The 15,193-nt window shown below is 70.1% G+C and carries 12 protein-coding genes; 8 read left to right on the top strand and 4 right to left on the bottom strand.

Features of this window, described 5'->3' with window-relative positions; genetic code table 11:
- Nucleotides 1-157 precede the first annotated feature (157 nt).
- From B1400_RS05715 to pgl, 7 genes are all read left to right on the top strand, one after another.
- Nucleotides 158-1,603 carry an aspartate ammonia-lyase gene (locus B1400_RS05715; protein WP_095613480.1) on the top strand — a complete coding sequence of 482 codons (1,446 nt, stop codon included), beginning with the start codon at nt 158-160 and terminating at the stop codon, nt 1,601-1,603.
- Nucleotides 1,604-1,698: 95 nt separating this feature from the next.
- Nucleotides 1,699-1,944: a FeoA family protein gene (locus tag B1400_RS05710; RefSeq protein WP_095613467.1), complete on the top strand. Its 246-nt coding sequence runs from the start codon at nt 1,699-1,701 to the stop codon at nt 1,942-1,944.
- Between the two features lie 70 nt (nt 1,945-2,014).
- Nucleotides 2,015-4,096 (top strand): ferrous iron transport protein B, encoded by a 2,082-nt coding sequence (feoB, locus tag B1400_RS05705; protein ID WP_407641074.1) that lies wholly within the window; start codon nt 2,015-2,017, stop codon nt 4,094-4,096.
- Complete coding sequence (locus B1400_RS05700) at nt 4,093-4,428, top strand: hypothetical protein (RefSeq protein WP_095613466.1); 336 nt, start codon at nt 4,093-4,095, stop codon at nt 4,426-4,428. Before feoB ends, B1400_RS05700 begins: the two co-directional genes overlap by 4 nt.
- A gap of 76 nt (nt 4,429-4,504) precedes the next feature.
- Nucleotides 4,505-6,064 carry a glucose-6-phosphate dehydrogenase gene (gene zwf / locus B1400_RS05695; RefSeq protein WP_095613465.1) on the top strand — a complete coding sequence of 520 codons (1,560 nt, stop codon included), beginning with the start codon at nt 4,505-4,507 and terminating at the stop codon, nt 6,062-6,064.
- A complete protein-coding gene (locus B1400_RS05690; RefSeq protein ID WP_095613464.1) occupies nt 6,061-7,026 on the top strand; it encodes a glucose-6-phosphate dehydrogenase assembly protein OpcA in 966 nt (321 codons plus the stop codon). Before zwf ends, B1400_RS05690 begins: the two co-directional genes overlap by 4 nt.
- A 13-nt stretch (nt 7,027-7,039) precedes the next feature.
- Nucleotides 7,040-7,840: a 6-phosphogluconolactonase gene (gene pgl, locus B1400_RS05685; protein ID WP_095613463.1), complete on the top strand. Its 801-nt coding sequence runs from the start codon at nt 7,040-7,042 to the stop codon at nt 7,838-7,840.
- Between the two features lie 66 nt (nt 7,841-7,906).
- Here the strand turns inward: pgl and gndA are convergent, their stop codons facing one another.
- From gndA to B1400_RS09945, 3 genes are all read right to left on the bottom strand, one after another.
- Nucleotides 7,907-9,364, bottom strand: coding sequence for an NADP-dependent phosphogluconate dehydrogenase (gene gndA, locus B1400_RS05680; protein WP_095613462.1), 1,458 nt, complete (start codon nt 9,362-9,364; stop codon nt 7,907-7,909).
- Nucleotides 9,365-9,494: 130 nt separating this feature from the next.
- Nucleotides 9,495-10,070 (bottom strand): Type 1 glutamine amidotransferase-like domain-containing protein, encoded by a 576-nt coding sequence (locus B1400_RS05675; protein ID WP_235607349.1) that lies wholly within the window; start codon nt 10,068-10,070, stop codon nt 9,495-9,497.
- Nucleotides 10,013-10,288, bottom strand: coding sequence for a hypothetical protein (locus tag B1400_RS09945; RefSeq protein WP_235607350.1), 276 nt, complete (start codon nt 10,286-10,288; stop codon nt 10,013-10,015). Before B1400_RS09945 ends, B1400_RS05675 begins: the two co-directional genes overlap by 58 nt.
- Nucleotides 10,289-10,580: 292 nt before the next feature.
- Here B1400_RS09945 and brnQ point away from each other — a divergent pair, with 292 nt between their 5' ends.
- Entirely contained in the window at nt 10,581-12,038 is a 1,458-nt protein-coding gene (gene brnQ / locus B1400_RS05670) for a branched-chain amino acid transport system II carrier protein (protein WP_095613460.1), read from the top strand.
- Between the two features lie 18 nt (nt 12,039-12,056).
- Here brnQ and B1400_RS05665 read toward each other — a convergent pair whose 3' ends face one another.
- Nucleotides 12,057-14,909 carry a heavy metal translocating P-type ATPase gene (locus tag B1400_RS05665; protein WP_095613459.1) on the bottom strand — a complete coding sequence of 951 codons (2,853 nt, stop codon included), beginning with the start codon at nt 14,907-14,909 and terminating at the stop codon, nt 12,057-12,059.
- Nucleotides 14,910-15,193 lie beyond the last annotated feature (284 nt).

Genomic DNA, 15,193 nt, shown 5'->3' with positions numbered 1-15,193 from the left:
CGCATGTTGCAACGCGCGGGCAATCGGCTGTAAGCAATATCGTCCTTGGCGTGTCCACATGCGCGAATCTAAAATGGATGGCCGTAAAAAGACGGCGTAAGGAGCGCGGACGATGGACGGACGACGGGACGAAGCCAACGACGGAGCCGGCAAGGACATGGGCGCGACGGCCGCGCGGGAGGCGCCGATGCGCATCGAGCACGACTGCATCGGCGAACTCAAGGTGCCCGAGGGCGTGTACTGGGGCATCCATACGCAGCGCGCGATCGAGAACTTCACGGTCAGCGGCATCCCCGACTCCTCGCACGAGGCGCTCATCCGCGCCTACGCCGTCGTCAAGCGCGCCTGCGCGGTCGCGAACGCCGAGCTCGGTCTGCTCGCGCCGGACAAGGCGAAGGCGATCGAACAGGCCTGCGAGGAGATCGAGGGCGGTGCGCTCGCCGACCAGTTCCCCGTCGACGTGCTGCAGGGCGGCGCCGGCACGAGCCTGAACATGAACATGAACGAGGTCATCGCCAACCGCGCGCTCGAGATCTGCGGGCATCCGCGCGGCGACTACGCGTACATCCATCCCAACGACGACGTCAACCGTTCGCAGTCGACGAACGACACCTACCCGGCCGCCTGCAAGCTCGCGATCTGCGGCGGACTGACGCCGCTCGCCGCCGCCGCGCGGCGCCTGCGCGACGCGTTCCACGCGCTGGCCGACCGCCACGCCGACGATGTGACGATTGGACGCACGCAGCTTCAGGACGCCGTCCCGATGACCTTCGGCCAGGAGTTCCACGCCTGGGCGTCGTTCCTCAAGCTCGATCTGCAGGCGATGGATGCGCTCGTCGACCAGCTGTGCGACCTCAACCTCGGCGCGACGGCGATCGGCACCGGCGTGTGCGCGGACCTGCGTTTCCGCGAACGGGCGACGCGCACGCTCGCACGGCTGACCGGACTGCCGGTGCACGCCGCGACCGATCCGGTCGCCTCGGTCACCGACATGAGCGCCTACATCGCCGCGAGCGCCTGTCTGAAGAACCTCGCGATTCATCTGAAGAAGGCCGCCGACGACCTGCGGCTGCTCAATTCGGGCCCGCGCTGCGGCTTCGAGGACCTCAAGGTGCCGGCGCGTCAGGCGGGTTCGTCGATCATGCCGGGCAAGGTGAACCCGGTCATCCCCGAATGTGTCGACCAGTGCTGCTTCGTCATCTTCGGCATGGATGTGACCGTCAACTGGGCGGCCGCCGAGGGCCAGCTGCAGCTCAACGCCTTCGACCCGGTCATCATCCATGAGATCCTCACCGGCATGACGCTCGCGATCAACGCGATGGACATGTTCCGCACGAAATGCGTCGAGGGCATCCGCGTCAACGTCGAACGCGGGCGTCTCCATGCCGAGCAGTCGCCGTCGATCGCGGCGGCGCTCAACGACGCGGTCGGCTACGAGCGCGCGATGGGGCTCGCGAAGGACGCGATGGCCGAGGGCGTCACGGTGCGCGAGGCCGCCAAGGGGCACGTCGATCTGCCGGACGCCGAGATCGACCGGCTGCTCGACGTCGTCGCGCTCAGCCGCGGCCTGGGGCAGACCTGCCGCACGCCCGGCGAGCGCTGACGCCGCCCGGCGCGACGCCGGCCTCGTCGTCTTTTGCCGCGAAAGCACCGCAAAACTATTGACTTTCCCCACGATCACCATAACAATGTGCGCTTATGGACACCTCTTACCCACTGACCGTCGAGAACTGCCCGCTGGACGAGGACATGGCGATCACGGCCATCGACGTCGACGAACGCCACCGCTTCCGCATGCTCGAGCTCGGACTGCGCGCCGGCACCGTCATCCGCGTCGTGCAGCGCGCGAACTTCGGCGGCCGCGTCGTCGCCAGGGGCACCGAGCGCATCGCGTTGGACGGGCGCACCGCCTCGCGCATCACCGTCGCGCCGGCCGCCGGCTGACCGGCGCACGACGCCCGCACCGCCCACCGCCGTCTTCCCGCCCCCACTCCGTCACGCCCAAGGACCGACCATGACCTCAGACCACTACGACCACCGGCGCGGCCTCGCCGCATTGCTGCCCGCCCGCCGCCACGACGACCACGACGACCACGACGGCCACGACGCCGGCGCGGCAAACCACCATGCCGCCCGCCCCTGCTGCGACGTCGGCGGCCGGCGCGTGCACGACGGCGGCATGCCGCGCATCGTCTTCATCGGCAACCCGAACGTCGGCAAGTCGTCGCTGTTCAACGCGATCCTCGGCGCGAGGGCGCGCGTCATGAACGCCCCCGGCACGACGGTGCTGCTCGAGGAAGGCGTCTACGTGCACGACGGCGTGCGCTGGGACCTCATCGACACGCCGGGCACGTATTCGCTGCTGCCGCTCTCGCCGGACGAGGAGGTCGCCGCGAAGGCGGTGACGGGGATGGACGGCGACGGCGCCCCGGACCTGATCGTGACCGTCGTCGACGCGACGAACATCTCGCGCGCGCTCTACTTCCTCGCCACGGTGCTCGAGCTGGGGCGCCCGACCGTCGTCGCGCTGACGATGAACGACCTCGCCGCCCGGCAGGGCGCGCGCATCGAACCGGCCCAGCTGTCTCGCGCACTCGACGGCGTGCCGGTCGTCGAGGTCGACGGGCGCACCGGCGCCGGCGCGGGCGCGCTGATGGACGCCGTCGGGGCGCATCTGTCCGGCACGCCGCTGCCGCACGGCCTGACGCGGGTGGATGTCGACGACGTCGACCTGCGCGCATGGGTCGAGGGGGGCGCCGACGCGCGCTTCGACTGGGCCGCCGGCGTGCTCGCACGGCTCGACATGCACGCGCGCGACCGCGTCACCGTCTCCGACCGCATCGACCGCGTGCTGCTCAACCCGGTGTTCGGCGTCATCGCCTTCCTGCTGCTCATGCTCGGCGTGTTCGAGGCGACGACGACGCTCGCCGGCCCCGCCCAGGACTGGATCGACGGCACCGTGCGCGGCTGGCTCGTCGCCGGCGTCGATCGGCTCTTCGCGATCGCCGGCCCCGGCGCCGCCGATTCGTGGTTCCATTCGCTCGTCGTCGACGGCCTTGTCGACGGCGTCGTGACGATCGGCACCTTCATCCCGCCGATGGGCATCATGTTCATCCTGCTGAGCCTGCTCGAGGATTCCGGATACCTCGCGCGCGCCGCCTTCGTCATGGACCGCGCGATGCGCTGCATGGGCCTCGACGGCCGCGCGTTCCTGCCGATCGTCATCGGCTTCGGCTGCAACCTGCCGGCGCTCGCCGCCACGCGCACGCTGCCCGATTCACGCCAGCGCGTCCTCGTCGGCATGCTCGTGCCGTTCTCGAGCTGCACGGCGCGCCTGAGCGTCTACCTCGTGCTCGCCTATGCGTTCTTCCGCGAGCAGGCCGGCCTCGTCGTCTTCATGATGTACATGTGCTCGATCGTGCTCATCCTGCTCGTCGGCATCCTGCTGCGCCGCGTGCGCTTCACCGACGTGCGCCCCGAACCCTTCGCGATGAGCCTGCCGCCCTATCAGGTGCCGCGCATCGTGGCGCTCGTGCGCTCCGTCCTCATGCGGCTGTGGGGATTCGTGCGCGGCGCGAGCACGATCATCATCTCGATGCTCGTCGTCATGTGGCTGCTGCAGGCGATCCCGGCGGGCGCCGCCGCCGGCTCCTTCGCGAAGGTCGACGACGTCCACGATTCCGTCTACGGCGTCGTCGCCGACCGCGTCGCGCCGGTTTTCGCACCCGCCGGCTTCGACGACTGGCATGCCTCGGCCGCGCTGATGACCGGCTTCGTGGCCAAGGAGGTCGTCGTCGCGTCGATGGCGCAGTCCTACAGCATCGACACCGGCGACGAGGACGAGCAGCAGCAGGGCGAGGGCTCGCTCGGCGCCGCGATGCGCGCCTCCTTCGACGAAAGCTCGGGCGACCACGGGCGCGCCGCCGCGATCGCGTTCATGCTGTTCACGCTCGCGTACACGCCATGCTTGGCGACGGTCGCCGAACTCAGACGGCAGTATTCGACGCGCATCGCGATGCAGTCGGTCGGCCTCGGGCTCGTCGTCGCCTACATCCTCGCCGTCGTCGCGTTCCAGACCTTGAGGTGGGTGCTGTGAGCGGCTTCCGTCGCACCGGCGCGGGCGCCGGCGCGACGCCGCGCACGCATGTCGTCGCCGGCGTCGTCGCCGATCTGGAGGCCGGCAAGAGCGTCGCGCGGTGCGCCGACGAGCGCGGGCTGCCGCGCGACTTCGTCGAGCAGATCGTCGAACATGCGCGCGCACGCGGCATGATCGACGTCGTCGAGCTGACGGCTGGATGCTCCCTCGGCGCATGCGAGCCGTCCCCCGATTCGATCGTGTGCGCGAGCTGCCCGCTGCGTCCGGTCTCGGCGAAGCCGGCCCGTTCGATCGCCGCGCGCATCGGGGCGCGCATGCGATCGCATGCATAAGCCGCATCCATTGCCCCGAGCGTGGAAAACCCCGGACGGTCCCCGATGCGGACGCGGACGGCGCTAGGATGGCAACATGACACAGACAACAGAACAGGGGGCGGCGCCGCTCGAATGGGTCAACCCGTTGAGGGATCCCATGGACCTGCGCCTTCCCCGCATCGCAGGACCATGCAGCATCGTGATCTTCGGCGTGACGGGAGACCTGTCGCGCAAGAAACTGCTGCCGGCCATCTATGACCTGGCGAACCGCGGCCTGCTGCCGCCGAGCTTCGGCCTGACGGGCTTCGCGCGCCGCGACTGGACCGAGGACCATTTCAGGGACTTCGTCAAGGAGAACGTGCAGTCGCACTGCCGCACGCAGTTCAACGACGCGACCTGGGAGCAGCTCGCCCGCGGCATCCGCTTCGTGCGCGGCACCTTCGAGGACCCGGACGCCTTCGCGCGCCTGAGCGACACCGTCGCCGAGCTCGACCGCGACCGCGGCACGCGCGGCAACCACGCGTTCTACATGTCGGTGCCCCCGCGCGACTTCCCGATCGTGGCGCGACAGCTGGCGAACTGCGGATTGGCGAAGTCCACCGAGGACGCATGGCGTCGCGTCATCATCGAGAAGCCCTTCGGCCACGACCTGGCGAGCGCGCAGCAGCTCGACGAGGTCATCTCCGAGGTCTTCGACCCCGACTCGGTGTTCCGCATCGACCACTATCTGGGCAAGGAGACCGTGCAGAACCTGCTCGCGCTGCGCTTCGCGAACACGATGTACGAGCCGATCTGGAACGCGAACTACGTCGACCACGTGCAGATCACGATGGCCGAGGACATCGGCGTGGCGGGGCGCGCCGGCTACTACGACGGCATCGGCGCGGCCAGGGACGTCATCCAGAACCACCTGCTGCAGCTGATGGCGCTCACGGCGATGGAGGAGCCGGTCTCGTTCTCGGCCCGCGACCTGATGGCCGAGAAGACGAAGGTGCTCTCCGCGGTGCGGCTGCCGCGCGACCTGGCCGCCCACACCGCGCGCGGCCAGTACTCGGCCGGCTGGCAGGGATCGGAGCCGGTGTGCGGCTACCTCGAGGAGAAGGGCATCAACCCGGATTCGACGACCGAGACCTACGCGGCGATCCGTCTCGACATCGACACGCGCCGATGGGCCGGCGTCCCCTTCTATCTGCGCACCGGCAAACGTCTGGGCCGACGCGTCACCGAGATCGCGCTCGTCTTCAAGCGCGCGCCGCATCTGCCGTTCGAGTCGACGGCGACGCAGGAGCTCGGCAAGAACGCGCTCGTCATCCGCGTCCAGCCCTACGAGGGCGTCACGATCCGCTTCGGTTCGAAGGTGCCGGGTGTCACGTCGATGGAGGTGCGCGACGTGTCGATGGACTTCAGCTACGGCCGTTCGTTCACCGAGGCCTCCCCCGAGGCCTACGAGCGCCTGATCCTCGACGTGCTGCTGGGCGACCCGCCGCTGTTCCCGACGACGAAGGAGGTGGACCTGTCCTGGCGCATCCTCGATCCGATCGAGGACTTCTGGTCGACGCTTGGGCAGCCGCAGCCGTACCGCGCCGGTACGTGGGGCCCGCAGGAGGCCGTGGAGATGCTTGCACGCGACGGACACCGTTGGAGGATGCCATGATCATTACGATGCGGGACACTGAGACCAATGAGATCTCGAACAAGATCGACGAACTGCACGAGGAGCGCGGCGAGGTCGCGCTCGGCCGCGTGCTGACGCTGCTCATCGTCACCGACGAGGACCATCTCGAGAACACGCTCGCCTTGGCGAACGACGCGAGCCGCGACCATCCGTGCCGCGTCATCGCGATCGCGCCGAGCTCGCGGCGGATGACCGAATCCGAGGAGGACCGCACCTACCTCGACGCCGAGGTGCGCATCGGCGCCGACGCCGGCGCGGGCGAGATCATCGTGCTGCGGCCGCGCGGCGGCCTCATCCACCATCTCGACACGCTCGTCACCCCGCTGCTCGTGCCGGACGCGCCGATCGTGGCCTGGTGGCCGACCGAGGCGCCGGCCAACCCGTCGAAGGACCTCGTGGGCGCGATGGCGCAGTCGCGCATCACCGACGCGATGCGTTCGGCCAATCCGATGCGCACGATCGAGGACCTGCGACGCAACCGGTCGCCGAAGAACGTCGACATGTCATGGACGAGGCTCACACGCTGGCGCGCGCTGCTCGCGGCGATGCTCGACCAGCCGCCGCACATGCGCATCATGGCCGCGAACGTCGTCGGCGAGGCCGACTACCTGCCCAAGGACCTGCTCGCCGCATGGCTCGCCGTCAGCCTCGACATCCCGGTCTCGATCGAGACCGACGCGGACGCGACGGCGATCTGCGCGGTGAGCCTGACGCGCGAGGACGGCGGCGTGCTCAGTCTCGTGCGCTGCCACGACCATGACGACATCGTCACGATCAGCGTGCCCGGGCAGTCGCCGCAGACGATCCCGCTGCCGATGCGATCGCTCGGCGACTGCCTGAGCGAGGAGCTCGGCCGCCTCTACCCCGACGAGATCTACGCGAAGGTCATCACCGACGGCTGGCGGCGCATCCATCCGGACGCCGCACGGGCGCAGGCGTAGGAAGGAGCCGACGATGATCGGACGCGAACTCATCACCTACCCCGACCAGAGGCTGTTCGCCGAGGCGGTCGCCGCGCGCACGCTGCTGACGATGAACGAGGTGCTCGGGAGCCCCGACCGCGAACGCGTCGACGTCGCCGTGACCGGCGGCTCCGACGGAACGGCGATCCTCGAGGCGATCGGCGCCTCGCCGCTGCTCGACGTCGTCGACTGGCGGCGCGTGCACATCTGGTGGGGCGACGAACGCTTCGTGCCGGCCGACAGCGACGAACGCAACGAGAGGCAGGCGCGCGACGCATTGTTCGACCGCCTCGTCGCCGGGGGCCGCATGGACGACGCCCAGATCCACGCGATGCCGGCCGACACGCGCACCGAACAGGAACGCGCCCATGCGACGAAGGAGGAGACGCGCGACGCGCTGCGGCACGCGGCCGCCGTCTACCAGTCGGAACTGGTCGGCGAGCTCGGCCAGGCCGCGGCGATGGACGTCATGATGTTCGGCGTCGGCCCCGACGGCCATTTCGCCTCGCTGTTCCCCGACCACAAGGAGTTGCTCATCGACGACCCGGACATCCTCGTCGCCGGTCTCGACGACTCCCCCAAGCCGCCGCCGACGCGCCTGACCTTCACCGTGCCGATGATCACCAGAACGGAGTATCTGTGGATCTGCGGCTCGCGTGCGGCAAAGGCCGACGCGATGCTCGGGACCTTCACGCACGAACGCGACCCGCACTGGCCGGCGTCCTTCGCCGATGCGAGGCGCCAGCTGCTGTGGATCGGCGACGAGGCGTCGACGTCGCGTCTGCGCGCCTGACACACGGAAGACGAAGGCCGCCGACCCCACGATGGGGTCGGCGGCCTTCGCATATGCATGGCACCGTCAGTCGGCCATCCTCACTTCCCGCTGGTCGGGCTCGGCCCACAGGATGTGCCACGCGCCCGGCTGGTCCACGCGACGGTAGGTGTGGGCGCCGAACAGGTCGCGCTGGCCCTGGATGAGCGCGGCCGGCAGGCGCTTGGCGCGCAGGCCGTCGAAGTATGCGAGCGACGAGGAGAAGACCGGCGCCGGCAGGCCGACCTCGGCCGCCGTGGCCACGACGTGGCGCCAGTCGGGCTCGCTGGCCTCGATGCCCTGCTTGAAGTAAGGGGCGAACAGCAGCGAGACGTCGGCGGCGCCGTCCTTGAAGGCCTCGGAGATGCGGTCGAGGAACTTCGCGCGGATGATGCAGCCGGCGCGCCAGATGCGCGCCAGATGCGCCATGTCGATGTCCCAGCCGTAGGTCTCGGCGGCGCGCGAGATCTCGTTGAAGCCCTGCGCGTACGCGACGATCTTCGATGCGTACAGCGCCCGGCGGATGCGCTCGATGAAGGCCTCGCGCGTCTCGGCGCCGAGCTCGATGTGGCCGTCGGGGCCCTCGAACGGGTCGGCCTGCGCCTTGTCGCGCAGCACCGTCTGGTCGGACAGGCCGCGGGCGAACACGGCCTCGGCGATGCCGGTGACCGGCACGCCGAGCTCGAGCGCCGTCTGCACGGTCCATGTGCCGGTGCCCTTCATGCCGGCGTGGTCGAGGATGACGTCGACGAGCGGCTTGCCGGTCTGCGGGTCCTTCTTGTGCAGCACCTCGGCCGTGATCTCGATGAGGTAGGAGTCGAGGTCGGTGCCGTTCCACCGCTCGAAGACGTCGCCGATCTCATCGGGGGTCATCCCCAGCCCGCGGCGCATGATGTCGTAGCTTTCGGCGATGAGCTGCATGTCCGCGTATTCGATGCCGTTGTGCACCATCTTGACGAAGTGGCCGGCGCCGTTCTCGCCGACGTGCATGACGCAGGGCTCGCCGTCGTCCGCCTTCGCGGCGATCGATTCGAGGATCGGCTTGAGGCGCTCCCACGACGCGTCGGAGCCGCCGGGCATCATCGACGGGCCGAGCAGCGCGCCCTCCTCGCCGCCGGAGACGCCCATGCCGACGAAGTGCAGCCCCTTGGCGCGCAGCTCCTTCTCGCGGCGGATCGTGTCCTTGAAGTACGAGTTGCCGCCGTCGACGATGATGTCGCCCGGCTCCATGTATTCGGCGAGCTCGTCAATGACGGCGTCGGTCGCGGCGCCCGCCTTGACCATGATGATCGCGGTACGGGGCTTCTCGAGCAGCCCGACGAACTCCTCGACGGTCTTCGCCGGATAGAACTCGCCCTCGTCGCCGTAGGCGTCGATCAGATGCTCGGTGCGCGAATAATGCCGGTTGTAGACGGCGACCCGGTTGCCGTGGCGCGCGAGGTTGCGCGCCAGGCTCGCGCCCATCGCGGCGAGTCCGACGACGCCGACGTTTGCTTCTGCGCTCATATGCGTTCCTCCATTGCTGGTGACGATAGTGGTGTGACGATGCCGCCCTCAAGTCTAACGCACCGCGCCGCCGCGCACCCTCATCGCCGTCCATGTCTCGCCACCGGCGCAGCCGCGACGCCGCAACGCGCTACAGCAGCCGCGCGGCCAACGAACCGGTCGTGAGGCGCCGCATGCGGCCGTCCTCGATCAGGAGCGCCTCGTCGTTGCGCAGCGGCGCATACCCGGACTCGCCGGCGTGCATGCGCAGGATGTCGTCGGCGGCCGCGCCGAGCAGACGGCCGCCGACGTGCGGGACGACATGCAGCCGGGTCAGGGCGAGCCCCGGCGTCGGCGTCTCGCGCATGAGCGGTGCGCGCAGCGTCGTCGCCGGCTCGTGCCGGACGTCCATCGGCGCGATGTAGTCGATGTCCGGCGCCGCGACGACCGCGCCGGCCGATTCGCCCACATACGGCACGCCCGAGGAGACGAGCCCGCGGATGAGCGGCACCGCGCCGGCGTCGCGCAGGCAGCGCATCAGATGGAAGCTGTTGCCGCCGCACACGTAGACCAGGTCGCAACCGCGCAGCAGACGCGCCACCCGCGCCCGCGGACCGGTCAGATCGATGATGCGCACGTCGAGGCCGTGCGCACGCCACCACGGCGCCGTCATCCGGTTCGCGAAGCCGTATGGCTCGACGAGGCTCGCGTTCGGGACGAAGCCGATGACGGCGCCGTCATCCGGTTCGCGAAGCCGTATGGCTCGACGAGGCTCGCGTTCGGGACGAAGCCGATGACGGCGCCGCGGCGCACGCCGAGGAAACGGCGCATGAGCGGCAGAAGCCCCATCGACGACGATGCGAGCAGCAGCCGGCGCCGTGCATGGGGCGCCGCGGCGTCGCCGCCGCCGAAACCGCTTGGCCCCTCGTGCGCCATCCGTCCCATGCATCCGCCTTTCCGGCGCATCCGCCTCCGTCAGGCCTTCGCCAAGCCGGATCCGCTCCTGCGCACCTAGTGTAGGCGCGGCGCGCGGCGGCGGGTCTGTTCGCCGTGAGCGCGTCATGGCGGCGCACGCCCGACGGGTTGCATCGGCACCCCCTATACTGTCAGTGAACGTCAGCCGCCGGCGATCCGGACGAACGGCCGGAGGCGGCGGACGGCCACCATCCATCCTTCCCTATTGTTCCGGAGGCGATCCGACGTCATGCGCGCACCCGACCCCCATTCCCAACCCACGATGTCCGACGCCGATGCGGCCGTCGGCGACGATCCATCGGCCGAGGACGCGGTCGAGGTCGCGCAGGGCATCGCCGAACACGTCGAACGGGCCGACGGCGCACGGCTGCCCGGCGCGGGCGAGACACGGCTGACGCCGCGCCAGCGCGTCATCGTCGGCGTCACGTTCTTCTCGATGTTCTTCGGCGCGGGCAACCTCATCTTCCCGCCGTATCTGGGCGCGCTCGCCGGCGACCGCACGGCGCTCGGCATGCTCGGCTTCGTCGTCTCCGCCGTCGGGCTGCCGATCCTCGGCGTCATCGTCGTCGCGCGCGCCGGCGGATTCTCCGATCTCAGCGCGCGCGTGTCCAGACGCTTCGCGCTCGTGCTCGGCGTGGCGATCATGCTCACGATCGGCCCGCTGTTCGCGATCCCGCGCACCGCGTCGACGTCCTTCGAGATGGCGGTCGCGCCCTTCGCCGGCGACCGGCTCGGAGCCGCGCAGCTGATCTATTCGATCGTGTTCTTCGCGCTCGCGTGGCTCGTCGCGCAGCGCCCCGAACGGCTGTCGCAGGTACTCGGCAGGATCATGGGGCCGCTGCTGCTCGCCATGATCGCCGTCCTGTTCATCACATGCCTGTGCGTGCGCCATCCGCCCTTCGCCGCGCCGAACGGAACCTATGCGCACGACCAGTTCATGCGCGGCCTCCTCGACGGCTACCAGACGATGGACCTGCTCGCCGGCCTGTACTTCGGCATCGTCATCTCGGCGAACATCGGGGCGATGGGCGTGCGCGACGAGCGCGGCAACCGACGCGAGACCGGACTCGGCGGCCTGTTCACCGGCGTCATGCTCGTCGTCATCTACGCGATGCTCGGCTTCGTCGGCGCCGTCTCCGGCTCCTGGCGAGGCATCGACGGCGCGAGGGACACCGGCGCGACGGTGCTCACGAACCTCACCGAGCAGGTCTTCGGCCACGGCGGCACCGTGTTCGTCGGCGTCATCTTCGTCGTCGCCTGCTTCAATGTGTGCGCGGGACTCATCTCCACCTGCTCGTCGTACTTCCACAAGCAGTTCCCCCGCACGCTCTCCTACCGTGCCTGGACGCTCGTGTTCGCGCTCGTCGCGCTGCTCATCGCGAACATCGGGCTGAGCGCGATCATCAACCTGTCGGTGCCGGTGCTCGAGGCGCTCTATCCGATCGCGATCGTCCTCGTCGTCCTGTCGCTTTTCGACGCCGTCTTCACGAGCCGTTTCCCGGCCGTCTACTTCTGGACGGTGCTGCTCACGGCGATCGACAGCGTCGCCAACGGCGTCGTCGGCCTCGTCGCCGCCTTCGGCGGCCGTTGGACATGGCTCGAGACGGTGTGCGGGTGGATGCCGCTCAACGATCTGGCGTTCGGCTGGCTCGTGCCGGCCGGCCTCGGCGTCGTCATCGGCGTCGTCGTCTCGCTGGCGCGCCGACGTCGCCGCGCCTGAGCCGCCGAGACGGGCGGCTCAGTCGTCCACGTAGTTCGACGGGTTCGAGTCGAAGACCTCGGCGCAGTGCGGGTTGCAGAAGTAGATCGTGCGTCCGCGCCACACGCGCTTGGCGGCCGCCGTCTTCGGGTCGACCGTCATGCCGCATACCGGGTCGATGACGTCCTCGGCGTCGGCCTCCTCCTGCCTGAGCTGTTCGTTGATCGCGTCCTCGAGGATCTCCTCGGCGGTGTCGTCTGCCATCGCATGTCCTTTCGTTGCAGTGTCCCTGATGCCGTCACCATTGCGGGTGCCGTCACCATTGTGCACACGGCAGGCGCCGCCGAGCGACGCCTCGAGCGTCGATTCCTCGATGGGCGCAGCGTGCATCGCGTAGCGGTGCGCGCCGCCCGGGACGAAACGGCGCAGCCTGTTCGCGTTGAGCACGACCGACAGCGACGAGAACGCCATCGCCGCGCCGGCGATCATCGGGTTGAGCAGCACGTGCCAAAGCGGGTAGAGCACGCCCGCGGCCACCGGGATGCCCAAGCCGTTGTAGCCGAGCGCGAACCCGAGGTTCTGGCGGATGTTGCGCATCGTCGCATGCGCGAGGTCGAGCGCGGTGACGACCGACGTGAGCGAGCCGTTCATCAGCGTGACGTCGGCCGATTCGATCGCGACGTCGGTACCGGTGCCCATCGCCATGCCGAGATCGGCGCGGGCGAGCGCGGGCGCGTCGTTGATGCCGTCGCCGACCATCGCCACATGCCGTCCCTGCCGCTGCAGCGCGAGGATGACCGACTCCTTGTCCTCGGGGCGCACGTCGGCGACGACATGCCCGATGCCAGCCTCGCGGGCGATCGCGTCGGCCGTCACATGGTTGTCGCCGGTGAGCATGACGACGCCGATGCCGCGCGAGCGCAACGCGTCGACGGCCGCCCGCGCGTCGTCCTTGATCGTGTCGCGGATCGCGAACACGGCGACGACCCGGCCGTCGACGGCAGCGATGACCGGCGTCGCGCCGTCCTGCGCGGCGAGGCGCATCGTCTCGCGCGCCTGACGCAGACCGCCGTCCGTCACGCCGTCCTCGACGAAACGGTCGGAGCCGACGACGACCTCGTGCCCGTCGACGTCGGCACGCACGCCGCCGCCGGGCACGGCGACGAAGGTCAGGCATTCGGGGATGTCGAGATGACGTGCGCGTGCGGCCTCGACGACGGCGCGCGCGAGCGGATGCTCCGACTTCGCCTCGGCGGCGGCGATCGCGGCGAGCGTCATGTCGTCGATCGCCGCGTCGAAGGCCCCGTCGGCGCCGAGCGCGGCGATGCGCACGACATGCGGCTCGCCGCGTGTGATCGTGCCGGTCTTGTCGAAGACGACGACGTCGATCTTCGCGGCCGTCTCGAGCGCCTCGGCGTTGCGGTAGAGCACGCCGTGGCGCGCTCCGCGTCCGGTGGCCGTCGTGATCGACAGCGGCGTGGCGAGGCCGAGGGCGCACGGGCAGGCGATGACGAGCACGCAGATCGCGCAGATCAGGCCGTACAGGCCGCGCGGCGGCACTCCGACGCACCACCAGACGACGAAGGTCCAGATCGCGACGAGGACGACGGCCGGCACGAACACGCCGGCGACCTTGTCCGCCATGCGCTGGATCGGCGCCTTCGAGGTCTGCGCGGCGCGCACAAGGCGGATGATGCCGGAGAGCGTCGTGTCGGCGCCGACACGCGTCGCGCGGTAGCGCAACGCGCCGGTCGTGTTCGTCGTCGCGCCGGTGACCGGGTCGCCGACCGTCTTGGCGACCGGCAACGACTCGCCGGTGATCATCGACTCGTCGACGGCGCTCGATCCGGACACGACGACGCCGTCGACCGGCAGGCGCTCGCCAAGGCGCACCTCGACGACGTCGCCGACGACGATGTCCGCGGTCGGCACGCTCGTCGGCCGTCCGTCGCGGATGACGAGCGCCGTGTCGGGGCGCAGCCCGATGAGTTCGCGGATCGCGTCGCCGGTGCCGGCGCGCGCCTTCGCCTCGAGCAGCTGGCCGAGGATCATCAGCGTGATGATCGTGCCGACGGCCTCGTAGTACGGGGCGCGCGCCGCGGCCGGCAGCAGGTCCGGCCATACGGTGACGACGAGGCTGTAGCCGAAGGCGGCGATCGTGCCGAGCGTGACGAGCGAGTTCATCTCCGGCGCGCGGTGCGCGATCGCGAGCCAGCCGGTGCGGTGCACCGGCCATCCGCAGTAGGCCATGACCGGTATCGTCAGCGCGAGCTGCAGCCACGGGCCCAGCGCCCACGCCGGCAGCGCGTCGCGCATCCAGGCGCCGACGGACGGGATCATCGGCAGCATCGCGACGAGCAGCAGCGGCACCGTGAACACGACGGCGACGACGAGGCGACGGGTCAGCGCATGGATCTCATGGACCCGGTCGAGGTCCTCGGCGCGTTGGCGCGCGCGCAGCACGTCGTCGCTCTCCGCCACGGCGGCCGGCGCGGCCGCCACGGTCGTGGCGCCGGCAACGCCGTCGCCTTCGACGCGCAGCATGCCGTGGAGCATGTTCATGCCGCAGGCGAATGGGTACTCGCCTGCGGGAAGCGCCGGCAGCCTGAGCTCGGTGTGCGCGAAGGCCGGCAGCGCGACGTCGACGCCGAGGTCGGCGAAGACGACATGCGACGAGCATTCGCCGCCCTCGCGACGGTCGAAGTCGATGAGCGTCGGCACGCCGGCGCGCACGACGACGTCACCCGGGTCGTAGCCGCCCTTGACGGCGATGCGCACCCGCTGCACGCCGTCGACCGCGTCCGCGCGCGCGGCGCGGCGCGGCGCGAGGAAATACCACAGCAGCAGCGCGCTGAGCAGCGCCGCCGCGACGATGATGCCTGCAGTCGCCATCGTTTCACTCCTTGCCCTGGACACCGACAATGCATGGGGGGGGAAGCCGGCGCCCCGATCATGGACGATGCCCGCGGCGGGACGCCGGCGCCACCAAGGTCAACGTCCCCGGCGCGCCGGCTATTCCATGCGGACGTCGCCGCGGGCGCGTCGCAGTGGCCGTCGGCGGCGAGCTGAACGCGCTTCGGACGATGCGGCGGCGGACTACAGTGGGCGGCGACGATTCGCGAGGGCCGTCGGGGACGGTCCGCGCGGTATAGGCAGCCCCGCGGGAAGGACCCATC

The sequence above is a fragment of the Bifidobacterium italicum genome, from assembly GCF_002286915.1.
GTDB lineage: Bacteria > Actinomycetota > Actinomycetes > Actinomycetales > Bifidobacteriaceae > Bifidobacterium > Bifidobacterium italicum.
The sequence above is the reverse complement of the archived record's forward strand: the minus strand, read 5'-3'. Positions and strand labels throughout refer to the sequence as shown.